General features: G+C 64.8%; 26 protein-coding genes, 1 tRNA gene and 1 pseudogene. 12 read left to right on the plus strand and 16 right to left on the minus strand.

Annotation, left to right across the window (positions count from 1 at the left end; genetic code table 11):
* Window positions 1–151: 151 nt before the first annotated feature.
* The 5 genes from BEMPMBAN_RS25790 to BEMPMBAN_RS25810 form a co-directional block, all read right to left on the minus strand.
* Window positions 152–517, minus strand: coding sequence for a hypothetical protein (locus BEMPMBAN_RS25790; protein ID WP_200846122.1), 366 nt, complete (start codon window positions 515–517; stop codon window positions 152–154).
* Between the two features lie 264 nt (window positions 518–781).
* A complete protein-coding gene (locus BEMPMBAN_RS25795; RefSeq protein ID WP_159234352.1) occupies window positions 782–2338 on the minus strand; it encodes a nitric oxide reductase activation protein NorD in 1557 nt (518 codons plus the stop codon).
* Window positions 2339–2500: 162 nt separating this feature from the next.
* Complete coding sequence (locus BEMPMBAN_RS25800) at window positions 2501–3292, minus strand: CbbQ/NirQ/NorQ/GpvN family protein (RefSeq protein ID WP_159234493.1); 792 nt, start codon at window positions 3290–3292, stop codon at window positions 2501–2503.
* A gap of 88 nt (window positions 3293–3380) precedes the next feature.
* Entirely contained in the window at window positions 3381–4094 is a 714-nt protein-coding gene (locus BEMPMBAN_RS25805) for a TetR/AcrR family transcriptional regulator (RefSeq protein ID WP_159234354.1), read from the minus strand.
* Window positions 4095–4102: 8 nt separating this feature from the next.
* Window positions 4103–5176 carry a spirocyclase AveC family protein gene (locus tag BEMPMBAN_RS25810; RefSeq protein WP_159234355.1) on the minus strand — a complete coding sequence of 358 codons (1074 nt, stop codon included), beginning with the start codon at window positions 5174–5176 and terminating at the stop codon, window positions 4103–4105.
* Window positions 5177–5255: 79 nt separating this feature from the next.
* Here BEMPMBAN_RS25810 and BEMPMBAN_RS25815 point away from each other — a divergent pair, with 79 nt between their 5' ends.
* Window positions 5256–5792: a nitroreductase family deazaflavin-dependent oxidoreductase gene (locus BEMPMBAN_RS25815; protein ID WP_159234357.1), complete on the plus strand. Its 537-nt coding sequence runs from the start codon at window positions 5256–5258 to the stop codon at window positions 5790–5792.
* A gap of 144 nt (window positions 5793–5936) precedes the next feature.
* Here BEMPMBAN_RS25815 and BEMPMBAN_RS25820 read toward each other — a convergent pair.
* From BEMPMBAN_RS25820 to BEMPMBAN_RS25845, 6 genes and pseudogenes are all read right to left on the minus strand, one after another.
* Window positions 5937–6013 (minus strand) — tRNA-Leu (locus BEMPMBAN_RS25820).
* 58 nt (window positions 6014–6071) lie between these two features.
* Window positions 6072–6501, minus strand: a pseudogene (locus tag BEMPMBAN_RS25825) (tyrosine-type recombinase/integrase); the annotation flags it as partial.
* Complete coding sequence (locus BEMPMBAN_RS25830) at window positions 6495–6695, minus strand: hypothetical protein (RefSeq protein WP_159234359.1); 201 nt, start codon at window positions 6693–6695, stop codon at window positions 6495–6497. The pseudogene BEMPMBAN_RS25825 and the gene BEMPMBAN_RS25830, both read right to left, overlap by 7 nt.
* Before the next feature lie 922 nt (window positions 6696–7617).
* Window positions 7618–8352, minus strand: coding sequence for a hypothetical protein (locus BEMPMBAN_RS25835; RefSeq protein ID WP_234897700.1), 735 nt, complete (start codon window positions 8350–8352; stop codon window positions 7618–7620).
* Between the two features lie 713 nt (window positions 8353–9065).
* Window positions 9066–9377, minus strand: a complete 312-nt coding sequence (gene usfY, locus BEMPMBAN_RS25840; RefSeq protein WP_159234363.1) for a protein UsfY — start codon at window positions 9375–9377, stop codon at window positions 9066–9068.
* 17 nt (window positions 9378–9394) lie between these two features.
* Window positions 9395–10015 (minus strand): flavodoxin family protein, encoded by a 621-nt coding sequence (locus tag BEMPMBAN_RS25845; RefSeq protein ID WP_159234364.1) that lies wholly within the window; start codon window positions 10013–10015, stop codon window positions 9395–9397.
* A 139-nt stretch (window positions 10016–10154) separates the two neighbouring features.
* On the opposite strand from BEMPMBAN_RS25845, the gene BEMPMBAN_RS25850 reads away from it, so the two are divergent.
* Window positions 10155–10325, plus strand: a complete 171-nt coding sequence (locus BEMPMBAN_RS25850; protein ID WP_200846123.1) for a hypothetical protein — start codon at window positions 10155–10157, stop codon at window positions 10323–10325.
* A gap of 4 nt (window positions 10326–10329) precedes the next feature.
* Here the strand turns inward: BEMPMBAN_RS25850 and BEMPMBAN_RS25855 are convergent, their stop codons facing one another.
* Window positions 10330–10701, minus strand: a complete 372-nt coding sequence (locus tag BEMPMBAN_RS25855; protein WP_159234366.1) for a hypothetical protein — start codon at window positions 10699–10701, stop codon at window positions 10330–10332.
* 27 nt (window positions 10702–10728) lie between these two features.
* Window positions 10729–10899 carry a Rho termination factor N-terminal domain-containing protein gene (locus BEMPMBAN_RS25860; RefSeq protein WP_159234368.1) on the minus strand — a complete coding sequence of 57 codons (171 nt, stop codon included), beginning with the start codon at window positions 10897–10899 and terminating at the stop codon, window positions 10729–10731.
* Between the two features lie 238 nt (window positions 10900–11137).
* Between BEMPMBAN_RS25860 and BEMPMBAN_RS25865 the strand changes: the two genes are divergently transcribed.
* Window positions 11138–11647 carry a flavin reductase family protein gene (locus BEMPMBAN_RS25865; protein ID WP_159234494.1) on the plus strand — a complete coding sequence of 170 codons (510 nt, stop codon included), beginning with the start codon at window positions 11138–11140 and terminating at the stop codon, window positions 11645–11647.
* Window positions 11644–12360: a pyrimidine reductase family protein gene (locus BEMPMBAN_RS25870; protein WP_159234370.1), complete on the plus strand. Its 717-nt coding sequence runs from the start codon at window positions 11644–11646 to the stop codon at window positions 12358–12360. The genes BEMPMBAN_RS25865 and BEMPMBAN_RS25870 overlap by 4 nt, the downstream gene beginning before the upstream one ends.
* A 14-nt stretch (window positions 12361–12374) precedes the next feature.
* Here the strand turns inward: BEMPMBAN_RS25870 and BEMPMBAN_RS25875 are convergent, their stop codons facing one another.
* Window positions 12375–12860, minus strand: coding sequence for a DUF6328 family protein (locus BEMPMBAN_RS25875; protein WP_159234371.1), 486 nt, complete (start codon window positions 12858–12860; stop codon window positions 12375–12377).
* A 107-nt stretch (window positions 12861–12967) separates the two neighbouring features.
* Between BEMPMBAN_RS25875 and BEMPMBAN_RS25880 the strand changes: the two genes are divergently transcribed.
* Window positions 12968–13213 carry a hypothetical protein gene (locus tag BEMPMBAN_RS25880; RefSeq protein WP_159234373.1) on the plus strand — a complete coding sequence of 82 codons (246 nt, stop codon included), beginning with the start codon at window positions 12968–12970 and terminating at the stop codon, window positions 13211–13213.
* 11 nt (window positions 13214–13224) lie between these two features.
* On the opposite strand, the gene BEMPMBAN_RS25885 is transcribed toward BEMPMBAN_RS25880, so the two are convergent.
* Both BEMPMBAN_RS25885 and BEMPMBAN_RS25890 read right to left on the minus strand, forming a co-directional pair.
* The gene (locus tag BEMPMBAN_RS25885; RefSeq protein WP_159234375.1) at window positions 13225–13371 is read right to left on the minus strand and encodes a hypothetical protein; all 147 of its coding nucleotides are present in this window, start codon (window positions 13369–13371) and stop codon (window positions 13225–13227) included.
* 258 nt (window positions 13372–13629) lie between these two features.
* Window positions 13630–16185 (minus strand): sensor histidine kinase, encoded by a 2556-nt coding sequence (locus tag BEMPMBAN_RS25890; RefSeq protein WP_234897701.1) that lies wholly within the window; start codon window positions 16183–16185, stop codon window positions 13630–13632.
* A gap of 182 nt (window positions 16186–16367) precedes the next feature.
* Between BEMPMBAN_RS25890 and BEMPMBAN_RS25895 the strand changes: the two genes are divergently transcribed.
* From BEMPMBAN_RS25895 to BEMPMBAN_RS25925, 7 genes are all read left to right on the plus strand, one after another.
* Window positions 16368–16511 carry a potassium transporter Trk gene (locus tag BEMPMBAN_RS25895; RefSeq protein WP_159234377.1) on the plus strand — a complete coding sequence of 48 codons (144 nt, stop codon included), beginning with the start codon at window positions 16368–16370 and terminating at the stop codon, window positions 16509–16511.
* Window positions 16511–16603, plus strand: a complete 93-nt coding sequence (kdpF, locus tag BEMPMBAN_RS25900; protein ID WP_159234379.1) for a K(+)-transporting ATPase subunit F — start codon at window positions 16511–16513, stop codon at window positions 16601–16603. Before BEMPMBAN_RS25895 ends, kdpF begins: the two co-directional genes overlap by 1 nt.
* Entirely contained in the window at window positions 16603–18318 is a 1716-nt protein-coding gene (kdpA, locus tag BEMPMBAN_RS25905) for a potassium-transporting ATPase subunit KdpA (RefSeq protein WP_159234381.1), read from the plus strand. Before kdpF ends, kdpA begins: the two co-directional genes overlap by 1 nt.
* Window positions 18319–18333: 15 nt before the next feature.
* Complete coding sequence (gene kdpB, locus BEMPMBAN_RS25910; RefSeq protein ID WP_159234383.1) at window positions 18334–20454, plus strand: potassium-transporting ATPase subunit KdpB; 2121 nt, start codon at window positions 18334–18336, stop codon at window positions 20452–20454.
* Entirely contained in the window at window positions 20454–21023 is a 570-nt protein-coding gene (kdpC, locus tag BEMPMBAN_RS25915) for a K(+)-transporting ATPase subunit C (RefSeq protein ID WP_159234385.1), read from the plus strand. The genes kdpB and kdpC overlap by 1 nt, the downstream gene beginning before the upstream one ends.
* Window positions 21010–21192: a hypothetical protein gene (locus tag BEMPMBAN_RS25920; protein WP_159234387.1), complete on the plus strand. Its 183-nt coding sequence runs from the start codon at window positions 21010–21012 to the stop codon at window positions 21190–21192. The genes kdpC and BEMPMBAN_RS25920 overlap by 14 nt, the downstream gene beginning before the upstream one ends.
* 132 nt (window positions 21193–21324) lie before the next feature.
* A complete protein-coding gene (locus BEMPMBAN_RS25925; RefSeq protein ID WP_272952252.1) occupies window positions 21325–22032 on the plus strand; it encodes a response regulator in 708 nt (235 codons plus the stop codon).
* Window positions 22033–22047 lie beyond the last annotated feature (15 nt).

Genomic DNA, 22047 nt, shown 5'->3' on the forward strand with positions numbered 1-22047 from the left:
TTCGCCGAAGCGCTCATATTGACCGCAAGGCAGCGCTTCTGACCGTTGCCAGTACGGCTACGGTACGGGCTCGATTCGCCCTAGAATCGCCCCCGATCGCCGGGGTGACGCCGGGGTGAGGTCGGTTCGGTAGGCGTTCCGCGCGGGAATGTCATCGCCGTGGGTGTCGAGAGCCAGCGTAAAAGTGCTGTTCCCAACCATTTCGACACTCCATGAAGTGGGTGCCTGCCGAAAGCTGAAGGACGGCGAACGTATGCCGGAGGTCGCCGAGCCCTACGCCCCGCGTCGCGGGCACATCCTCCGTCGCGGTGCGGCTCGCCGGCCGGCCGACAGCCTCCAGGGCGGGCTTCAGGATCGTGTCGTGAAACGCGCCCATCACGAGCGGCTGCAACCAATTGAGCGGTACCGCGCACCGCTCCCCCTTCGCCCGGTAGCCGCCGCCGTCATTTCGACTCGGCCACAGCGGCGCGGTCGGCTCGTCCGCGCGCGGGTGGTCGTCCGCGAGGTAGTCCGCCATCTTTGGTCGCGAGCCAGGGCGGTAGGGGCACAGTGCGGCGGGCCCTCTTACTCTTCAGCATGCCGGTCTGCCACTCGCCGTTCTTGCAGCCTTCGGTGCGGCGAACGTTCACAACGCATGGCCGCCCCGGCGCGAACACCGGGTCACCGACGTCGGCTCACCGAGAAGGGAAGATGGGAATCGGTCGGCTGTGCGCAGTGCCGGATGCCTGATCGAGATCGTCTAGTTCGAAGGACGTGCGCCCTGGCCGGCTATGCCGCCCAACTATGAGGTGCGGTTCGCGCTTCTCAGCGCTGCCCAGATCATTGATGGCAGCGGTCCACGGAGCTCGCCTACGGCGCGAGCCCGCACGCGTGGGGTATCGCCGAACACTTGTCGCAGCTCGGCTTCTCTCGTGTCCGCACCTACGGTGACGCACAGCGTGGCAATGGATCGCGCCCTTGTCTCACTCAGCGCGTGCCGAGTATCGGCTGCCGCATACGCTCCGCTGTAACCGTGATCGTATGCGACACCGTCGCTTACCAGGATGAGCACGCGGCGGGAGGCGCCCTTATCATCATCGATGACGTCAGCCACCCTCCTGATCGCGGCACCGACGCGGGTGAATCCGCTTGGCTCACAAGCGTGCATGCGTTCGCGGGCGTTTCCGTTCCACGGTGCGCCAAACGGGAGTATGCGAACCAATTCGACATTGTGCCGATTATGGGACCGGAACCCGTGCACGGCGACGCGTGCGCCGACCGCATGTAGCGCGTCGGCGATGACTTCGGCAGTTTCAATCTGTCGACGATGGGTCGTGACACCCGACGCGGTCGATGACACCGATCCCGAAAGATCCAAGAGGACCGATACCGCGAGGTCTGGGCGACGAGGTCGGGGTGCCATCCACAGCCGTTCGTCGGCGTGCCCTGTCGCCGCACGCGTCGCGCGGGCGTCGATGACCGCATCCAGATCGATCTCGGTTCCGTCGCTGTGTCGACGATTGGGGGCGTCGGCCATCACAACTCTGGCGAGCCGCCTCCTGAGTTCGGGATCCGCCAGCGGCGCCAACGGAGGTCCGGTCCACTCACCGGTCGCGTCGATGTCGCGAACGGTGCAGCGTTCGGGTCGCAACGTCATACGGCGCACATCGAATTCCGGGTAGAAACGCGATGATTCGCGTCGGCATCCGGTCAGAACTGGGCGTAGTGGGTTCCACGTGCGGCTGTCGGTACCTGGGCGCCATGACAGCCCCCCGGAATCTCCGCCGCGCCGAGCCTGTGCACGAGTGTGGCTGAGACCTTCGGATGCGACTGAACCGGACGATTCACTACGCGAACGCAGAAGCAGCCGCCGCAGCCAGTTTTCCCGAGTCTCGATGCCCAGATCGGCGAGAAACTTCGCGAGCACGGCCGCGTCAGGGTGGGTTTCGGCCTGCGCGACCGCGGATTCATCGGGCCCGCTGCGGCTGGCCTGATCCCGGCATATGGCCTCAGAATCACGGTTCACCGGCACGCTTTGGGCGAGTGTCCCGAACCAGGGCAGCGGATCGGGGAGCGGCTCGCGGGTCAGGGCGCGGCGCAGCGACTCCTCAGCGCTGGCGGATGGTGGCCAGCCCGCTCCGATGGAGCCGGCGAGCTCAGCCAAACCTGGCAGATGCACAGAACGCCTTCTCAATGCGCGGGGCACTTCCAGTGTCAGATAGCGGGCCGCGGCACGCCGGTGTCGTCCCTGATGGCGAAGGCCGGCGGACCACGCCACCTCGAGACTGCCGGCTCCGACGAGACAGGCTTGTGCGAGTACGCAGGCGCCTAACGTGCTGGGCTCGGTATCCGCGGCCACGTAGATCGCGCCATGGGTGGCGTGTGTGCGTTCCAGGCACTCGACAATCTCCAGCCAACGCCCGGCTGCTACCGCGGCGACGAGCTCAAGTTCGTGAAGGTTCCCTAGCGGAGGATTGTCGGCCACCGCACGCGGCGGAAACGCGCACACGTCAGCCAACTTTCAACTCTTCACGGTGATGAAGGTGTTCACCAATTCGATCAGCCCGGCGGTCAGCGAGGCGTCGTCGGTCAGCGGCTCTGCGATGGCCGCACGGCACGCGACCCGAGGATCGAGGCCGGCCACGATGAGGCCACCCGCACACACCAGCGTGCGTGTCGATGCCACTTCGCGAAGACCGGGCGCATCCACCGATCGAATCGCTTGACCCAGAGCGATCAAGCTGTCCAGTAGTGCACCGTCCAGTCCGGTCTCGTAGCGGACGATCTCCGATTCGATTTCCGGCGGGGGGAAGTCAAGACTGATCGCGACCATGCGCTGGCGGGTGGAGTCTTTGAGATCTTTGATCGCGTTCTGGTACCCGGGATTGTATGAGACGACGAGAGTGAACGAGTCCGGCGCCTTGAGCTGCTGCCCCAAGCGGTCGATCGGAAGCACGCGCCGGTAGTCGGTCAGCGGGTGTATGACCACCGTGACGTCTTGGCGAGCTTCCACGATTTCGTCCAGATAGGCAATGCCCCCGGTCCGAACGGCGCGAGTCAACGGGCCGTCGACCCACACCGTGTCCGCTCCTCGTAAAAGGTGACGACCTACCAGATCAGCGGCAGTCAGATCTTCGTGGCATGCCACGGTGTAGGTATCGATGGCAAGTTCTCCGGCCATTGCTTCGACGAATCTGGTCTTGCCGCAACCAGTCGGACCTTTAATGAGGATGGGCCGATTCGCGGCGTGCGCGGCCAGGAAGATCTCGCGCTCGTTGCCCACTGGAATGTAGTGGGGAATGCCTCCGTGCACTGGGGATTCCGTAATCGGCGCCTGGTGCAGGGGCGCGCTGGCATCGATCAACTATCTACTCCCAACCGGTTGCTCATGCGCGGCGTGGTCATCGGATTCGCGAATCCGGGGCAGGGTCGAGTGGTTCTGCGCGCAAGCCGACCAGGCCCACCAAATCTGAGGAGACCTCCCGCCCAGGAGATCGGTGCGACCCGAATCCCGCGACGACGTGATCCACGACGAAACGGCGGACCGCCCGTGGGTCATCGACATCCATATTGGGCGAAGGTGTGGTGTACAGCGAGAACAGAATCCGCGCGAACCACTCTGCGGCCAAAGCGACGTCGAGATCTGGTCGGGTCTCACCGGCCTGATGAGCTCGTCGGATGTACGGCTCGATCGTCTGGCACGTAGCGTGCAGAAGTCGACCATTCCTGTCTCCGAGAAAAGTAGAAACTTCGCGGTCGACAAAGACCTGCTGCCACCTCCACAACAGACGGCGGTTGCGCGCGAGTACCTCCGCCGCACGGCCGAGTTTCTCGTCGAGGCGGTCCTCGAGATCCATGGCCTGCTGCATCGCGGCGTGGATTCTTTCGAGCGCGTCATCGGCCATCGCCTCGATGATCGCCGACTTGTTGGCGAAGTGGGTATACACGGTGCCGCGGGAGAGCCCGGCACGACGGGCGATATCGATGATCTTGGCTTGCCGCGTTCCCACCGACTCGAATTCGAGCCACGCCGCCTCGATGATCGCAGTCCGAGTATCGGTCGAACGAATGCCATCAACGGCGATCGGCGGAACTGGGGGTCGGGAGGGGGACATCTCGGACCTCAAGGCCGGCAGCCAGAGACCACGGGGGTGGTCTGTGTGGTCGATGGGTCGATGTAGGGGCCCGGCCAGAACCCGGCGAGGGTGTCGCGTTCACCGGCAGCGGCCCAGCGTCCATTGGGGTCATAGACGCGACTCTCGCAATAGCGCCACGGTTGAGACAGTTCGCTGGCCCAGCCCGCTCGGTGAATGATCGTCAGCGGTATGAGGTACACGATGTAGCCGAGGCTCAGGATTGTGAAGATCAGTGCGAACAACCCGGCGGAGCCGGTGGGCCGTCCTGGCCGAAGCCGCATCGCCAGACGCTCCACTCCCGCTTTGCCGGTGTCGTCGCGCCACCACAGCAGGCTTGCACACACCAGCGGAACCGCTGTCAGTCCCGATTCCCAGAGCAGCGGGAACTGGTTTTCCGTACCGGCGAAGATCGATCCGAAGGGGGGTACCTGTGAGTACTGGTACACATGTGCGCGGATCTGTCCGATCTCCAAGAAAGCGTCGTAAACGACCGTGATGACGGCCGTCACCAACGCCAACGACGCGAGAGGGTGTTTGCGAATCACAGAGGTGGGTGAGCAGCGCGGCAGGATCATGCGTTGGAACACGGCGATGCTGATCATCGCCGGCACCAAGTACAACCCGACGTAACCGAAGGCACCGAATAGGGGCTCTATGTTGGTCGATAGGTTGGCCCACGGCCAGTTCACCGGCCAATGCATCAGTCGCGGGTCGTAGACCGCGTATGGCGCCCAGTTCGCCAGCGGGTCAAGCCAATACAGTGATGTGGCGCCCAGCACCATCAACAGTCCGATGGTTGCCCGTCCTTGGCGATAGGACTGAACGAGCCCGATCGTCATTGCCACGATGAACACGACAACGGCTGACACCTCGCTGACGTAGATCCAGCCGTCAAACCCGAACAGCGGCTCGCCTAGGCGGGCTGGGCCTGTCGAGGACCTGCCGGAGCGGGACCCGAGGTCGGTGGTGACAAACATGAGTAGAACCGCGACGAAAGCGCCGGCAGCGACCCCGGCGGCAATGCGCCGCACCGCACGACGGTCACGCTCGCTCGCGCTCACCGATGACTCATGCTGAACATTTATAGGCATATGTTCATTACTTAACGACAAGAGCGCCTCTTTTGCAAGCAAATCCGGTATGTTGGCTGAACATATGAACGATAATGTCTATCAGAAGTGGGCGCCAACGCCGGTGCCCCGAGCCCGCGAGCTGCAAGCGCGGGTCATGGCCCTGCCGCTGTTTCGACGAATGGCGCCGAAGGTCTTCCCCCGGTTGCACCGCTGGAGCTATCGACTGTCGAAGGGGCGTGTGACGTTCGCCGGGCGCACCGCGCCGGTGATCTTGGTGCTTGTGACTGGGGCACGCACCGGAACGAAGCGACCGGTTCCGCTGGCGGCGGTTCCCCAGGGTGCGGGTAAGTGGCTGGTGGTTGGAAGTAATTTCGGGCGTCCCGGTCATCCCGCATGGACGACGAATATTCTCGCCCATCCGCAAGTTGAAATCACTGCGGGTACAACGACTTATTCTGCGATGGCGCGGCTACTCGAAGGTGATGAGCGTGCCAAGACCTGGCCAGAGCTCATCTGGTGGTTCCCGATATGGGCAAAGTACACCGATGTCACCGACCGCCCATTTCGGGTGTTTTGCCTCGAGCCGGTCGCCGGCACTAGCTGATCGGTCCGTTGGGACTTGAAACCGACGGGATCACTTCGGGCGGGTAGCTATAAGCCGGTCCGACTGCCGACCATCAGCACGCTGCGTACTCGCCGCGAAGAGAGTCGCTCTTCTCGAAGCAAATCGCTCCTACCACGCGTTCTTTGGTGCCCCCAGTCGGACTCGAACCGACACTGTGCGGATTTTAAGTCCGCTGCCTCTGCCAATTGGGCTATGGGGGCGTTCGCAGCTCAGAGGGTACTTCAGGCCGATTTGGCCCCATCTCGACGCCCTGAATACCGCAGTGCTGTCGATGGCCTTACCCAACGGGTCAGCCACACCCGCTCAAATCGTCGTTGAGCAGGTGACCGTAACGGTCGAGCGTCATCGCGGCGATGGCGTGCCCAAGGAGTCTCTGCACGACCTTGACGTTGGCGCCCGCACTGATCGCCAGCGACGCCGTGGTGTCTCGCAGGCCATGAGCTACCAGCCCGTCGATACCGACGTCTTCGCACTCATTATCGAATGCCCAGCGGTACTCACCGAGTGGCAGGAACCCGCCCTTCCGACTGGGAAACACCACCGCGTTCAGGTCGGCGGGCAACTCAGCCTTGAGCTTCTTCCAGACAGGTTCAGGCACTGGCACGTGGCGATCCCGCTTCGTCTTGGTCGTCGACTCCACGATGCCCTTACCGGTGACCGCGGTCGCGGACGAGCGCACCGTCAGCACCCGATCCCCCACATGCCGGCGTCTTTGTGCGACTGCCTCCCCGACCGAAAGCCGCAATAGCCCCGCACCAACGTCAGCGTCTCGAAACGATCTGCGGCCTTGGCGAGCGTCAGAAGCTCGGCATGGCTCAGGTAGCGCCGCTCACGCTCGGCTTGTTCGGGAAGATCTTCATCCCGCTTGATCTCGAGTGCCATATTCTTCGCGACCCTGCCGGTCCGTTGGGCGCACTTGAGGACAGCACCTGCCAGCTGGTGCGCCTGGGTGATCCGGCTTGCCGATAGGCCGGTTGCGCGTTGCCACCGTCGACAGACAGCGCCCCCAGCCACGTTGAATAGGACTCGTAGTCAATCCGTTTGAGCGGAAGACTTTCCCACTTCGGCAGCACCATGGTGTCAGGCAACGAGCCTTAGCCTGCAACGGTTTTCGGATTCGCCGTGCTGTTTGGTGGTGAACCACTGCTCGGCGACCGAGCCGAACGTACCGCAGAAATCCGCTCAGCTGATCCGCTTTGTCCGACCCAAAAAGTCGGCACCGACCCAATGACTAAGGGCAGGCCAGTGCCCGCCAATTCACTGGGGCGGAAGCTGTACGTCCGGCGGAAGTGGCCCATTGGGGTCTGCGTAGCGGCGCGGTTCCATAACAGGCGGGGGGGTGTGGTCGATCCACGTCGGGTCAGGTGGCGGGGAGGTGTAGCGGTCGCCCTCCGGAAGCTCCGAGAGATGGGCCGGGAGTTCTGTAGTCGGGTATCCGCGCCACCAGATCAGGTCATCGCTTTCACCAGGCTCTCGAGATTCTGCGCCTGGCCAACCTTCTTCCAGATCGAGCAGGTAGTAGTACAGAGCCGGATCATCCGCGTCGTTCCACGGCCCGGGACCTATGAGCGACTGACGGGTGTCGCGGGCCAAGCCCCACGTGCGATCCGAGGGGGGTGCGGTGTAGACCAGGCGGATCGACGAGCCATCGGTCCAGGCGTGGGACACGAGAAACGTGCACCGTCCGGGCCGTGGGTAGGCGGCAGCATTGGCGTTACGTACCTCTATGCGATGCAGCAGCTCGCGGAGAACCTTGGCTGCGAAGTCACACTCCGCGTCGGTCGGAGTCTGGTCATGTGAGGGTTCAGTTGATGGGTGCATAGTTGTTCACCCATGGCGGTGTCAGCGTCCAATTCTTCTGCACTTCAACGACTCCGCTGCCTCCAGGGAGGGGATACATCGTGATCACTCCTTTCTGCGCGCCACCGGGCACGTCATAGCTGGGGTTGGTGTTCACCACAATCCTCATCGTCAGGCTCTCGCCAGTGTCGGCGCAATTGGGCAGACCGAGAAATCCGGACGTGCAATGTGACTTGTTGATCGGCACCTCGTACACCAGGGTTCCACCCTGGTTCTCTATCGGTCGAGAATGCGAGACCAGATCGTTGAACACGTTCGGGTTGATCAAACCGTGTTTCCAGTAGATCTTGTCCCACCCGAAGCCCTGCTTAGTTACGGCATCGTAGTAGCCGCGGCGCAGGACGACGTGGTTGCCGTCTAGGTCGGTGGCCTCGGCAATGACGTCGTTGATCGGATAGGCGGGATCGGGCGGTGGCGCAAGAGGCGCGTCCAGTGCTTGCACGGTCTTGTCTTCGGGTCTCTCGGCGATCCCGTGCTCAGCAAGTTTGGCCGTGGCAGTGGTGATCTTGGCGGCGATCTCGTTATCAGCGGTCCTCAGCGCCGCGACACTTGCGGCGATAGCTGCTGCGTGATGCCGCACCAATGCGATTCGAAGTCCGCCGTATTGGCTGGCATCGGTGACTGAAAGGTCTTCACCCACGGTGAATCCCGCTTCGTGGGCGTCATCGATGGCGTCCATGGCCTGACGTTTGAGGTGATCAAGCTGGTCGGCACCGCGTCTCGCAACTGCGGCGGCGTCCCGCAACGACCCAGATAGACCTCGCACCGTCACCAGATCACTGAAGCTGCGGCTCTGGGCTGCGTCGGCGGCGTCTCCTTCCCATGCGGTACCACCCGGCGCGAACGTGCCGCGGTGCACGTTGGCGAAAGTCTCTTCCCAGCTCTCTGCCGTGCTCGTCCAGTCAGTGGCCGCCCGGTACAGGTGCGTGGTGTCCCAGCCCAGGATTTGTGACAGGCTCGGGACTCCGGCGGGCATCTACGCCCGCGACGGCTCGATACGCAGCGCTGACAGGCGCTGTTCGGAGGCTTCGTTCGGTGCTCGCATACTGCGTCGCCGCGACGGCCAGCTTGTCGCCCGTGGCCTGTACTCGACTGGCTAGCACCGCCGCCGTGGACGCTATTGCCGTGTACGCTCCGCCGACTGCCCTCGTTGTTGCCTGGTATGACGGCCCCGCCACCGCGGTCGAAACGTGACCAGCTAAGCGTGCCGCGTCTGCCGAACACTGCCCAGCCAGTGCGCGTAAGCCTTCACTACAAACTTCGAGTGCCCCCACGGGCCAAGTCTAGGACGATTCTCCAGCCACTGATCACACCAATTGGCCGGAACCGCCGCTGTTCTTCTCCACAGTTCCAACCCGAAACCGTGGCTTGCGAGTTCCGCCGGCGTCGAACTCAGCTCGTCGGCGGACCCACCGGTTCCTCGGGATGCTCTTCTTGCCAACGCCTTTCGACTTCCCGCACGCGCCGGTGCGCATATGCCAGCCAGCCAAGTCCCGATGCACCGACGATGACGGCGATCACGACGCCGATGATTCCGACCGTAGCGCGGCCGGTCCCCAGGGCGAACAGCCCGCCGGAAAGTGCCACCAGGGCGACCCCGACAGCGATCAGGCCGGGGGCGTTGGCGCCGTTTTTCATCGACTCCCCGGCGTGCTGACGGGTAGTGCGGACATGATCGACTGGATCTTGCGACAGATCGGGCATGGGTCTACTCCCTGACGTCATTCGTAGGGTGGATATTCGGACTTCTTGAGCACTCGGGCGAGGTGCGCGGCGTTGCGCGCCACCGCCGCCGTCGTGGATGCCACCGCCTGGGGCACCTCGTCCAGATCTTTGTAATCCGTGGACTGCATGGCGGCGCCGTTCCAGTACGTGCCTCCCTGCGCCGGGATGGTGTAGCCGATGTCGTTGAGCGCCTGGAACACGTCGGCGATCGTTTTGTGGGCACCGTCCTCGTTGCCCACCACGCTGACGACTGCCACTTTCCCGGCCATCTGCGGACGCCCCTGCTCGTCGTTCTCGGAGAGTTCGGCGTCCAACCGCTCGAGCACCCGCTGGGTGATCGAGGAGGGATGTCCGAGCCACACCGGAGTGCTGATGAGCAGGATGTCGGCATCAAGCACCTTCTCGCGAAGCTGCGGCCATTGATCACCGTCGCCCATGTCGGTTTCGACTCCAGGCGCGATCTGGAAATCAGCACAGCGCACTGCGTCACACTCAACGTCTTGCGTCCGTAGCGTCTCGAACAGGTGCTCTGCGATCAACGCGCTGCTCGACTCCGCAGGGCTCGGTTTGAGGCTGCACACCAGGGCTAGCGCACGAAGCGTCGTCGAATCCGGCATATCGGTGTGGTACCCGGCCGCACGAACCGCCCAAACGGGTCCGTGCCCGGCGTCACGCACAGGTCATTTCACCGACGGTGTTTCATGTGCGGCGCGGCAGGGCATCTGTCCGGGACCGACAGATATGGAGAACCCAGCGATGAGCCAACCCAATTCGGACAAGAGCGAATCGGACGTCGAGTCCGACGACAAGGTCGCCAGCTCACGCGCCAACGACGGAGAAGACGGCGCCTACGTGGGGCAGACGTTCTCCGACGACGACTTCGACGCCGAACAGACCGGCGCGGAGGCCCGCAGCCAAGACGGGTGACGGCTCAGCCGTCGTCCTCCCACGGCGGGGTGTCGTCCATCTTGTTGTAGTACTTGGCCAGGTGGCTTTTCACCGGGTCGATGTCCTTCTCCGGTAGGTCGACCCCGCCGCGGGAGCCTTGCATCACCGCTGCGGCCGCAAACACCCCTCGTGGCACCGCGCGCAAATCACCATCGATCACATCGGCGATCAGCAGCTTGTAGGCCGTGAAGTTGTCCTTGTTCTCCTTGTCGTACCAGACGTGCGCGTTGCGGTACTTCTCATTGGGTTCGTCGGTGGCGTCCGCCCAGGAACGCACGCGTTTCTCCGCGGCGCCGCCATCCCACTCGCGGTCACGGTCAGCCATGGGTAGATCTTGAAATGCAGTCACTGACATGGAATCTCCTTGAGCTCGACTTCCAGTTCAGGAGTAGCGCAGCTTGAAGATCAGGTCTTCCTTGCTCAGCGCGGAATACCCCGTCATCCCCCGTTCTTTCGCCCGTCTCTTCAGCTGACGAACGGTCCAGTTGTAGTACGAACTGGAATCTGCACCGTGTCGGCCGGCCACCGGCCTGGTACGGGTGACAGGTGTCATGACTATGACCTCCTACTCGTGATCCAGTGGCAATAGGGTGCCCGGCACGCGAGCTACCAAACCGCCCCATCACCGGCCGCCTGGCCAGGGCGGATGAACGAACTGTCCAGGTTTTCCGCGCCCGCCCTGCGGGTACGCGGCGGTAGCGTGTGCGCGACCGGCAGCACATTCCGCACTCCGAAGATCCACCCACCCAAGGAGGCTCGCATGAGTGCGCCGAAGACCCGTTCGGCTCGGCATGGCTGAACACGACACCGCGCAAGGCGCCGCGGCTTTCGAGAGCCTGGTTTCGCTGCTCGACTACCCGATGTTCATCGTCACCACCAGGGCAGGTGATCAGCAGGCCGGATGCCTGGTCGGTTTCAGCTCGCAGACCAGCATCAACCCGCCCCGGTTCCTGGTCGGGCTGTCGCGGCGCAACCGCACCTTCGCGGTAGCCGCCGAGGCCACCCACCTGGCCGTACACGTGCTCCCGCGGGAGGAATTGCCCGTCGCACGGTTGTTCGGTGGCGAGACCGGTGACGACACCGACAAGTTCGCCCAATGCACCTGGCATGCCGGACCCGAGGGGCTGCCGATCCTGGACGCGGCCGAATCATGGTTCGTCGGCAGGATCACCCACCGTTTTGACGTCGGGGACCACGTCGGGCATCTGCTGGAACCGGTGGCGGGCAGCGCCCCGGACGAACTGCGCGAACTCATCAGCTTCTCCGATGTCCGCGACGTCGACCCCGGCCACGACGCATGACCGAGGTGGGACGGATCGGCGCCGGCAGCGCCGTCGAGGACCACGGCTACCGACCCGCGCCCGACGGCGTGCGGGCCAACATGATCTTCAGCGCCGACGGGGCCGCCGGGTTTCACGACCGCGCCGGGCCGCTGTCGTGTACCGCTGACCAGCAACTCCTGGTGGCGCTGCGCGCCTACGCCGACGTGGTGCTCGTCGGGGCGGGGACCGCGCGCGCCGAGCGCTACGGACCGGTACGGCTGTCCCCCGCCCACCGCGCGCAGCGCGCCGCCCTCGGACTGTCCGAGCAACCACCGCCGATCGCCGTGGTCTCCCAGTCGGGAAAGCTGCCCGACACCATGTTCGGGTCGACGCCACCGATCCTGATCACCAGTGCCCGCAGCGCTCGGGACAACCCCGAGGTGCACGCGACACCGTGCGAGGTGCTGTCCTGCGGCGAGGACGCCGTGGACATCGCCGGCGCGCTTTCCCGGCTACGGGACCGCGGCCTTGCCCGGGTGTTGTGTGAAGGCGGGCCCACCCTGCTGGACGAACTGGTAAGCGCCGACCTGGTCGACGAACTCTGCGTGACGCTGGCGCCGAAGCTGGCCGGGAGCCAGCCGATCGGCCGCGGCATCGCCAGCACCTTGCCTGCGCCGGTCGGGTTGGGCCTTCACCATGTGCTGGTCTCCGAGGACGACTACCTGTTCCTCAGGTACGGGCGTCACCGCTGAGCCGCGGCGGATTCTCACCCACCGGTGCGCATACTCAGCGGCCAGACCAGCCAGAACACGATGAACAACGCCAGGGCACAACCTCCGGCGACGAGGGCGGCCGGCCGGCCGGCGACCGCTTCGAAGATCAGCGTCGTCATCCCCGTCAGGGCCACGCCGAGGAAGAGCACTCCGGTGACGGCGCAGCGGTGCGCGGCGGCGACCAGCGAAACCAGAAGGTGCCGGCGGAACAACATCCGGTGCATCGCGACGGGTGCGATCAGCAATGCGGTGGACAGCACCGCCGCAGCGACGGTCGCCATGTACACCATCACCATGGTGTCGTCGAGCATGTCGAAGCGGGCTTGGAACGGCAGCGTCAGCAAGAAACCGGTCAGCAGCGCCACACCCGTCTGCACCACACGCAGTTCCTGCAGCAGGCTGGCCCAGTTGCGGTCCAGCCGTTCGCTGTCGGTCTCGTTGCGTAGCGGCGGGCCGTCGCCGGGGTCCTGGGCGTCCACACCTTGATCTTCGCAGCCCGCACGGCCCACGCGCACGGTTGCTAATCATAGGAAATCCACAGGTACCGGCGAGCCGCTTCTCAGGCGGGCACCGCACCGTGGGAGTCATGGCTGGTACTTCTCGACGTGCCGCACTGGCGGCTACTTCTCGACGTGCCGCACTGGCGGCGGTGTTCGTGCTGATGGCCGGTGTCATGCTTGCCGCCCTGCCCGGCATCCATTCGGTGTGGGCGTACTGGGCCGTCTCGACGGTCGCGATCGCGGGCGCGCTGGTTCTGATCGTGGCCGGGGAATCGGCGTGGGACCGGATGCTGGACAACGCCCGCGCCGCCGGCGTCGTCGCCCCCTGCTGATCCCCCTCCCTTCACCTGAGTTGGCTGACGTCCGGGAAATCGGGTTCGCCGACAATCAGAGCCGGTTCGCGCTCGCTCCGCAGGTTGATCATGCGAACTGTCAGCAACACACTCGCCGGAACGCCGATCAACACCAGTACTGCCAGTAGGTCTGTCATCGGGGCCCCCCGCCACGCTGGGGCCGCCGCCGACTGCACATCGGTCGTTGCCTGGGACTCGAAACATCGTTCATGACTCGGGTTTACTGCGAGCCCCCGGCGCTCGCCATCGTCTGTACGGTTTCTTTACGCTCGTTGGCCCCGTCATGACGATTTGTTTGCGTCGCCGAGCGTATCCACGTCCGTTTGGCGACCGGCTGATCGGTCTCCGCGGACGCGGTACATCGCCGACAGCTGGCACCCGGATCTTGCTGCCGCTCATTGCCGTTCACCATCGGGGGCGGCCAGTTCCACGACTACCGTGAGCCCACCACCCGGGGTATCGGTGGCGCTGATGGTGCCTCCCATCGCCTCGGCGAAGCCGCGCGCCACCGAGAGTCCCAGCCCGACGCCCGTGCTGTTGTCGCGGTCTCCGAGGCGCTGGAACGGCGCGAACAACCGTTCGTCGTTACCCCGTGGCACCCCTGGGCCCTCGTCGATGATATTGATCAGCACGTGGTCGCCGACCTTGCCGGCGTTGACGCGCACGACACTGTTGGGTGCATAGCGCAGCGCGTTGTCGATCAGGTTGGCCAGTACGCGTTCCAGCAGGCCGCTGTCGGCGAGGACCGTCGTGTCGCCGACTTCGACTCTGACTCGTTGCCAACTGTCGGACGCCGATCCCGTTGTACCTCTGCTGATCCCGACGAGCGAACGGTGAACCACCTCGTCGATGTAGACCGCACGAAGCTGCGGCCGCACGACGCCGGCCGCCAGACGCGACGAGTCCAGCAGGTTTCCCACCAGCGCGGTCAGCTGATCGACCGACTCCTCGACTGTGGCCAGCAACTCAGCGGTGTCCTCGGGCGAGAACCCGATGTCGTCGCTGCGCAGACTGGACACCGCCGCCTTGGCCGCTGCCAGCGGAGTGCGCAGGTCGTGGCTGACCGCCGATAGCAGCGACCTACGCAACTCATCGGCCTGTTGAATGGCCTCGGCACGGCTGGCTTCGGCGGTGAGTTCGCGCTGGCGGACCAGCCCCGCGGCCTGTTTGGCGACGGCGGTGAGTACCCGCCGGTCCCGCGCGGGAAGTCCTCGGCCGGACATCAGCATCCAGAACTCGTCATCTCCGACCTCGATGGCGGTGTCGGCGGTATCGACGGACACGCACGGGTCGGCGCCCACGCATGCGACCACCCGGTCGCCGTCGGCGGTGCAGCGCAGCATGCTGACGGCGCGCTGACCGTAGGTCTCCCGGACCCGTTCCAGCAGCGTGTCGAGGTCCGCTCCGCGCAGCACCGCCCCAGCGAACAGCGCCAGGAGTTCGGCTTCCCGGGCCGCTTGGCGTGCCTCCAGGCTCCGCTTGGCCGCGTTGTCGACCAGCGCGGCCACCGCCACAGCGACGAGCATCAGCACCAAGATGGTGATCGCGTTGTCGGGTCGGGAGATGGTGAACGTGTAGCGCGGTTCGGTGAGCAGGAAGTTCAGTAGCATCCCGGACAGCACTGCCGACAGTAGAGCCGGTGCCACGCCGCCGAGCAGTGCGACCACGAGGACGCCGACGAAGAACAGCGCGCTTTCGCCGCTGATGCTCAGGAACGGGTCCAGCAGGGCTGCGGTCAGCCCGGCAATAGCCGACGGAACAATCAGCGCGGCCAGCCACGACGCCATCCGGCGTTGCCGCGAGATCAACACCGCGAATGCGATGGGGCGGGTGGTCTCCTCGTGGGTGACCATGTGCACGTCGATCTTGCCCGACCGTTGCACGGTGGCCACGCCGATGCCCTCGTCGAGGATTCTGGCCCAGCGCGACCGGCGTGAGGTTCCCAGCACCAACTGCGTGGCGTTCATTTCGCGGGCGAAGTCGAGCAGCGCCTCGGAGACGTTGTCGCCGACGACGGTGTGCACGCTGGCGCCCAGCCCGGCCGCGAGCTCACGCACCTTGCCCATCTGCGCGGTCGAGGCGGCGGTGAGTCCGTCGCCCCGGACGACATGGACCACCATGAGTTCGGCGCTGGCCTTCGATGCGATGCGAAATGCGCGTCGAATCAGGGTTTCCGATTCCTGCCCGCCGGTCACGGCGACAACCACGCGCTCGCGGGCCTCCCAGGTGTCGGTGATCTTCTTCTCGGCGCGGTATTTCTCGAGGGCCGCGTCGACCTGGTCGGCCAGCCACAGCAGCGCGAGTTCCCGCAGGGCGGTCAGGTTGCCTTTACGGAAGTAGTTCGACAATGCGGCATCCACGCGCTCCGGAGCATAGACGTTGCCGTGAGCGAGCCTGCGCCGCAACGCTTCCGGAGTGATATCCACCAACTCGACCTGTTCGGCGGCGCGCACCACCTCGTCGGGGATCTTCTCTTGCTGTTCGATCCCGGTGATTCGGGCGACGACGTCGTTGAGGCTCTCCAGATGCTGGATGTTGACCGTGGAGATGACGGTGATCCCGGCGTCGAGGAGTTCTTCGACATCTTGCCAGCGTTTGGCGTTCTTGCTTCCCGGGGTGTTGGTGTGGGCCAGTTCGTCGACCAGGACCACCTCGGGATTGCGTCGCATGACCGCCTCGACGTCGAGCTCAGGAAATCGCCCACCGCGGTAGCTGACGAAGCGGGGCGGGACGATCTCGATGCCGTCGAGCAGTTCGCCGGTCCTGACGCGGCCGTGCGTCTCGACCACGGCGGCGACCAGGTCGGTGCCGCGCTCCAGCCGCCGGTGCGCCTCGCCCAGCATCGCGTAGGTCTTTCCGACCCCGGGTGCTGCACCCAGGTAAACCCGTAGCTCACCGCGCTTGCTGCGGTGATCCGACCGTTCCGCGTCGACCTGATCGCTGGTGCCCACCGGTCAATGATGGCCGCGGGGCGTCGGGAGTATCGGCGGAGGTCCGTAAAAATTCCGCAAGTATCCCGAGAGCGTGGCGCCAAGATTCCGTCAACGACGGCGACTCGGCAGTTGGGGCTGGTTAGCGTCGCGACGTAGTGCTGAGGCGCCCCGGTTGTGGCGCGTGGATCGAGAGGACCCCGATGGCCGACCTGGTGTTGGTGCTGATTGTGCTGGCCTTTTTTGGCTTGTGCGTGTTGTACGTCCGCGGTTGCGAACGAATCATCCGCAGCGACGACATCGGCGAGCCGACGGCCGAGCCGACGCGAGAGGCGGACCCGGCCTGATGAGCCTGGTTGACAACGTCGCCGGTCTGGTCGTGGCTGTGGCGCTGATGGCGTTTCTGGTCGCTGCACTGCTGTTCCCCGAGAGGTTTTGATGTCCATTCCGACCTGGGCTCAGTTCGCCGCGTTGGTCGTGGTGCTCGGGCTCACCGCGCCGCCGCTGGGCATCTACATTGCGCGCATCTACGGTGACGACGACCGCAAGGCGCCGTTCGATCGGATCTTCGCCCCGGTCGAACGGCTCGTCTTCCGGATCTGTCGCATCGACCCTGCGTGTGAGCAGCGTTGGACCACTTACACATTCGCCGTTCTGGCGTTCAGCGCGGTTTCGTTTCTGGTGCTCTACGGCATCATGCGGTTGCAGGCGCTGCTGCCCTTCAATCCCACCGACATGCCGGCGGTGACCGATCACGTCGCGTTCAACGCCGCGGTCAGCTTCATGAGCAACACGAACTGGCAATCCTACGGCGGCGAGACCACGCTGAGTCACCTGACTCAGATGTCTGGGCTCACGGTGCAGAACTTCGTCTCGGCCTCGGTGGGGATGTGCGTGATGGCGGCACTGATTCGGGGGCTGGCGCGCAGGCGTGGCCAGACCCTCGGCAACTTTTGGGTGGATCTGACCCGCACCGTCGTTCGGATCATGCTGCCGCTGTCGTTCGTGGTGGCGATCCTGTTGATCAGCCAGGGTGTCATCCAGAACCTGCAAGGGTTCACCGCCGCCCAAACTGTCGAGGGCGCCGCCCAGTACCTTCCCGGGGGGCCCGCTGCCAGCCAGATCGCGATCAAGCAACTCGGGACCAACGGTGGCGGATTCTTCAACGTGAACTCAGCGCACCCGTTCGAGAACTACACCGCCCTGGGAAATCTCATCGAGACCTGGAGCATCGCGATCATCCCGTTCGCTTTGGCTTTCACCTTCGGGCGGATGGTCGCAGACCGCCGCCAGGGCTTCGCTGTGTTGGCGATCATGGCGATCATCTGGTCCGGGATGTCGGTGGCCGCGATGTCCTTCGAAGGCAACGGAAATCCAGCCCTCACCGCGCTGGGGGTGACGCAGGAGACGACCGGTTATCAGTCCGGCGGCAACATGGAGGGCAAGGAAGTGCGCTTCGGCACCGGCGCGTCTGGGCTGTGGGCTGCCACGACGACCGGGACGTCCAACGGCTCGGTCAACTCGATGCACGACAGTTACACCCCACTGGGCGGGATGATTCCGCTGTCCCACATGATGCTCGGTGAGGTCAGCCCCGGCGGTGTCGGCGTCGGCCTCAACGGCCTGCTCATCATGGCGATCCTGTCGGTGTTCATCGCCGGTTTGATGGTGGGTCGAACGCCGGAGTATCTCGGCAAGAAGATCCAGGCCACCGAGATGAAGCTGGTGACCCTCTACCTGCTCGCCATGCCGATCGCGCTGCTGAGTTTCGCCGCGGCGTCAGTGCTCATACCGAGCGCTCTGGAGTCGCTGAACAACTCTGGACCGCATGGCCTCTCGGAAGTTCTCTACGCTTTCGCCTCGGGGGCCAACAACAACGGATCGGCGTTCGCGGGATTGACCGCGTCGACGTGGTGGTATGACATCACCATCGGGCTGGCGATGCTCGTCGGCAGATTCCTACTGATCATTCCCGTACTCGCTATCGCCGGTTCGATGGTGCGCAAGGGCGCGACCCCCGTCACCGCCGCATCCTTTCCCACGCACAAGCCGTTGTTCGTCGGGCTGGTCATCGGAATCGTGCTGATCGTCGGCGGATTGACGTTCTTCCCTGCGTTGGCGTTGGGTCCGATCGTCGAGCAACTGTCCATCTAGGAGACTCCAAAAAGCATGAAGACCCTCACCCCGCCGGTCTCCTCGGAGAACGCTCAGGCACCCCAGATGCGTTTGGCCACAAGGTCACTGTTCGATCCGGCGATCATGCGGTCGGCGTTGATCGACAGCGCCCGAAAGCTCGATCCCAGGGTCCAGGCCCGCAATCCCGTCATGTTCGTCGTCCTGGTCGGCAGTGCGGTGACAACCGTGGTGTTCCTGCGCGACCTGATATCCGTGAGTGCCCAGCAGAACGTCTTCAACGGTCTGGTCACCGCCTTCCTGTGGTTCACCGTTCTGTTCGCCAACTTCGCCGAAGCGATGGCCGAAGGCCGGGGCAAGGCACAGGCAGCCACGCTGCGCAAGGTCCGTTCCGACACGATGGCCAACCGGCGCACGGCCTCGGGCGACCTGGAGTCGGTTCCGTCCTCACAGTTGGACATCGGCGACGTGGTCGAGGTGTCGGCCGGCGACACGATCCCCTCCGACGGGGAGATCATCGACGGCATCGCCACCGTCGACGAATCCGCCATCACCGGCGAATCGGCCCCGGTGATCCGGGAATCCGGCGGTGACCGTTCCGCGGTCACGGGTGGCACGGTTGTGCTGTCCGACCACATCGTCGTCAGAATCTCTGCCCGGCAGGGCGACACATTTCTGGACCGGATGATCGCCCTTGTCGAAGGAGCCGCTCGACAGAAGACACCGAACGAAATCGCTCTGAACATCCTGCTGGCGGGCCTCACGATCATCTTCCTGCTCGCCGTGGTCACACTGCAGCCGTTCGCGATGTACTCCGGCGAGGGTCAGCAGCTGATCGTGCTGGTGGCTCTGCTGGTGTGCCTGATCCCCACGACCATCGGCGCGCTGCTGTCAGCGATCGGCATCGCGGGAATGGACCGGCTCGTGCAACACAACGTGCTGGCCACCTCCGGCCGCGCGGTGGAGGCGGCCGGGGACGTGAACACGCTGCTGCTCGACAAAACCGGCACCATCACCCTCGGTAATCGGCAGGCCACGGAGTTCGTCCCGGTGCGCGGGGTGGACGAACGTCAGGTCGCGGACGCGGCCCAACTGGCGAGTCTGGCGGATCAGACACCTGAAGGTCGATCGATCGTGGTGCTGGCCAAAAAGCAGTTCGACTTGCGTGCCCGCGACGAAGGCGTGATGCCCCACGCGACGTTCGTGCCTTTCACCGCCGAGACCCGGATGTCCGGGGTGGATCTCGCCGAAACCGGCGGCCGACGCCAGATCCGCAAGGGCGCTGCGTCGGCGGTGATGAAGTGGGTCCGCGACAACGGCGGCCACCCGACCGAGGACGTCGGCGCGGTCGTCGACGGCATCAGCTCGGGCGGCGGTACCCCGCTGGTCGTCGCTGAGTTGGCCGAGGGCGGCGTGGCGCGCGCGATCGGCGTCGTCCACCTCAAGGACATCGTCAAAGAAGGGATGCGTGAGCGCTTCGACGAGATGCGCCGGATGAGCATCCGCACCGTGATGATCACCGGAGACAACCCGGCCACCGCCAAGGCGATCGCCGAGGAGGCCGGCGTCGACGACTTCTTGGCCGAAGCCACACCGGAGGACAAACTTGCCCTGATCAAGCGCGAGCAGCAAGGCGGCCGGCTCGTCGCGATGACCGGGGACGGCACCAACGATGCCCCGGCTCTGGCGCAGGCCGACGTCGGGGTGGCGATGAACACCGGGACGCAGGCCGCCCGCGAGGCCGGCAACATGGTCGATCTCGATTCCGACCCGACCAAGCTCATCGAGGTGGTCGAGATCGGCAAGCAGCTGCTGATCACCCGCGGTGCTCTGACCACCTTCTCGATCGCCAACGACGTGGCCAAATACTTCGCGATCATTCCCGCGATGTTCGCCGGGCTGTTCCCGGTCCTCGACACGCTCAACATCATGGGGCTGCACTCGCCGCGCTCGGCCATCCTGTCTGCGGTGATCTTCAACGCGCTGGTGATCGTCGTGCTGATCCCGCTGGCGCTGCGAGGTGTGCGTTTCCGCGCCGAAACCGCATCGGCGTTGCTGCGACGGAATCTGGCCATCTACGGCGTCGGCGGACTCATCGTGCCCTTCATCGGTATCAAACTCATCGATCTGCTGATCGTCTTCCTGGGAGTGTCCTGATGCGTCGCCAGTTCCTTCCCGCACTACTGATGCTCGTCGTTTTCACCGTGATCACCGGGATCGGGTATCCGCTGCTGGTGACCGGTGTCGGTCAACTCTTGTTGCGCGACAAGGCCAACGGCTCGCTCATCGAACAGGACGGGAGAATCGTCGGTTCGGCTCAGATCGGCCAGCAGTTCACCCAACCGCGGTACTTTCATCCGCGTCCGTCCGACGCCGTCGACGGGTACGACAGTTTGTCGAGTTCCGGTTCCAACCTGGGGCCGACAAACGAGGAGTTCCTGCAGACCGTTGCCGACCGTGTCGAGCAATACCGATCCGACAACGACCTCGATCCCCAGACTCTCGTTCCGGTCGACGCCGTCACCGGTTCGGGTTCTGGGCTGGATCCGGCCATCTCGGTGGCGAACGCCATGCTGCAGGCGCCTCGGGTCGCCGCCGCCCGCGATCTGTCCGTCGAACTGCTCGAGAGGTTGATCGAGCAGAACACCGAGGGCCGCAGCCTCGGCTTCCTCGGAGAGCCCGCTGTCAACGTGCTGCTGCTGAATCTGGCGCTTGATCGCCTCTGACAGAACGGTCGGAATCGACAACCCGTGGGAGGTCACGATGGACGAGTGGGGCCTGCAAACATGGCACGACTACGTCATTCTCGGACTGCTGATCGGCGGCCAGGCCTTCGCCTGTGCGTTTCTGATCTGGGATCGACGTTCCAAGCGTTGGCGAAGGGGCCAACGCTGAGTAGCCCCTGGCGAGTCGTCGGGCCGAGTCCGGTCTTGGACGGTGGATGATGGACGGGGTGAGACCGCCAGATTCCCGCCGCCTCCGAGATGAGCTGCGCCGGCACCTCGGTGACATGCTCGGCGGTGCGCAGTGACCTCGACACCGTCGCCCGCGGTGAAGACCCGGGTGCTCGTCATCGACGACGAACCGCAGATACTGCGGGCGCTGCGCATCAACCTGTCGGTGCGCGGTTATGAGGTCGACACCGCCACCAGCGGGAGCGACGGACTGCGGGCCGCCACCGACCACCGCCCCGACGTGGTGGTGCTCGATCTCGGACTGCCCGACATGTCCGGCATCGACGTCCTGGGCGGCTTGCGGGGCTGGCTCTCGGCGCCCGTCATCGTGTTGTCCGCCCGCAGCGACTCGGCCGACAAGGTCGAGGCGCTCGACGCCGGCGCCGACGACTACGTCACCAAACCCTTCGGCATGGACGAGTTCCTGGCTCGGCTACGTGCCGCGGTGCGCCGTGCGGCCGCGGCCGCCGACACCGACGAACCCGTCGTCGAAACGTCGTCGTTCACCGTCGACCTGGCCGCCAAGTCAGTCACCCGCAACGGCGCGGAGGTGCACCTGACCCCGACCGAGTGGGGCATGCTCGAGATGCTGGTGCGCAACCGGGGAAAGCTCGTCGGCCGCGAGGAACTGCTCAAGGAGGTGTGGGGACCCGCCTACGCCAAAGAGACCCACTACCTGCGGGTGTACCTGGCGCAGTTGCGGCGCAAGCTCGAGGCCGACCCGTCACACCCGGTACACCTGCTCACCGAAGCCGGCATGGGCTACCGCTTCCAGGCGTAGGCGCGGCGGCAAAAT

The sequence above is a fragment of the Mycolicibacterium austroafricanum genome, from assembly GCF_902705885.1.
Taxonomy (GTDB): Bacteria; Actinomycetota; Actinomycetes; order Mycobacteriales; family Mycobacteriaceae; genus Mycobacterium; species Mycobacterium vanbaalenii_A.

Coding starts and splice junctions, on each gene's coding strand:
- BEMPMBAN_RS25790 (WP_200846122.1), bottom strand. CDS start 517: ATGGCGGACTACCTCGCGGACGACCACCCGCGCGCGGACGAGCCGACC.
- BEMPMBAN_RS25805 (WP_159234354.1), bottom strand. CDS start 4,094: ATGTCCCCCTCCCGACCCCCAGTTCCGCCGATCGCCGTTGATGGCATT.
- BEMPMBAN_RS25815 (WP_159234357.1), top strand. CDS start 5,256: ATGTTGGCTGAACATATGAACGATAATGTCTATCAGAAGTGGGCGCCA.
- BEMPMBAN_RS25830 (WP_159234359.1), bottom strand. CDS start 6,695: ATGGCACTCGAGATCAAGCGGGATGAAGATCTTCCCGAACAAGCCGAG.
- BEMPMBAN_RS25835 (WP_234897700.1), bottom strand. CDS start 8,352: ATGGACGCCATCGATGACGCCCACGAAGCGGGATTCACCGTGGGTGAA.
- usfY (WP_159234363.1), bottom strand. CDS start 9,377: ATGCCCGATCTGTCGCAAGATCCAGTCGATCATGTCCGCACTACCCGT.
- BEMPMBAN_RS25845 (WP_159234364.1), bottom strand. CDS start 10,015: ATGCCGGATTCGACGACGCTTCGTGCGCTAGCCCTGGTGTGCAGCCTC.
- BEMPMBAN_RS25850 (WP_200846123.1), top strand. CDS start 10,155: ATGAGCCAACCCAATTCGGACAAGAGCGAATCGGACGTCGAGTCCGAC.
- BEMPMBAN_RS25855 (WP_159234366.1), bottom strand. CDS start 10,701: ATGTCAGTGACTGCATTTCAAGATCTACCCATGGCTGACCGTGACCGC.
- BEMPMBAN_RS25860 (WP_159234368.1), bottom strand. CDS start 10,899: ATGACACCTGTCACCCGTACCAGGCCGGTGGCCGGCCGACACGGTGCA.
- BEMPMBAN_RS25865 (WP_159234494.1), top strand. CDS start 11,138: ATGGCTGAACACGACACCGCGCAAGGCGCCGCGGCTTTCGAGAGCCTG.
- BEMPMBAN_RS25870 (WP_159234370.1), top strand. CDS start 11,644: ATGACCGAGGTGGGACGGATCGGCGCCGGCAGCGCCGTCGAGGACCAC.
- BEMPMBAN_RS25880 (WP_159234373.1), top strand. CDS start 12,968: ATGGCTGGTACTTCTCGACGTGCCGCACTGGCGGCTACTTCTCGACGT.
- BEMPMBAN_RS25885 (WP_159234375.1), bottom strand. CDS start 13,371: ATGACAGACCTACTGGCAGTACTGGTGTTGATCGGCGTTCCGGCGAGT.
- BEMPMBAN_RS25895 (WP_159234377.1), top strand. CDS start 16,368: ATGGCCGACCTGGTGTTGGTGCTGATTGTGCTGGCCTTTTTTGGCTTG.
- kdpF (WP_159234379.1), top strand. CDS start 16,511: ATGAGCCTGGTTGACAACGTCGCCGGTCTGGTCGTGGCTGTGGCGCTG.
- kdpA (WP_159234381.1), top strand. CDS start 16,603: ATGTCCATTCCGACCTGGGCTCAGTTCGCCGCGTTGGTCGTGGTGCTC.
- kdpB (WP_159234383.1), top strand. CDS start 18,334: ATGAAGACCCTCACCCCGCCGGTCTCCTCGGAGAACGCTCAGGCACCC.
- kdpC (WP_159234385.1), top strand. CDS start 20,454: ATGCGTCGCCAGTTCCTTCCCGCACTACTGATGCTCGTCGTTTTCACC.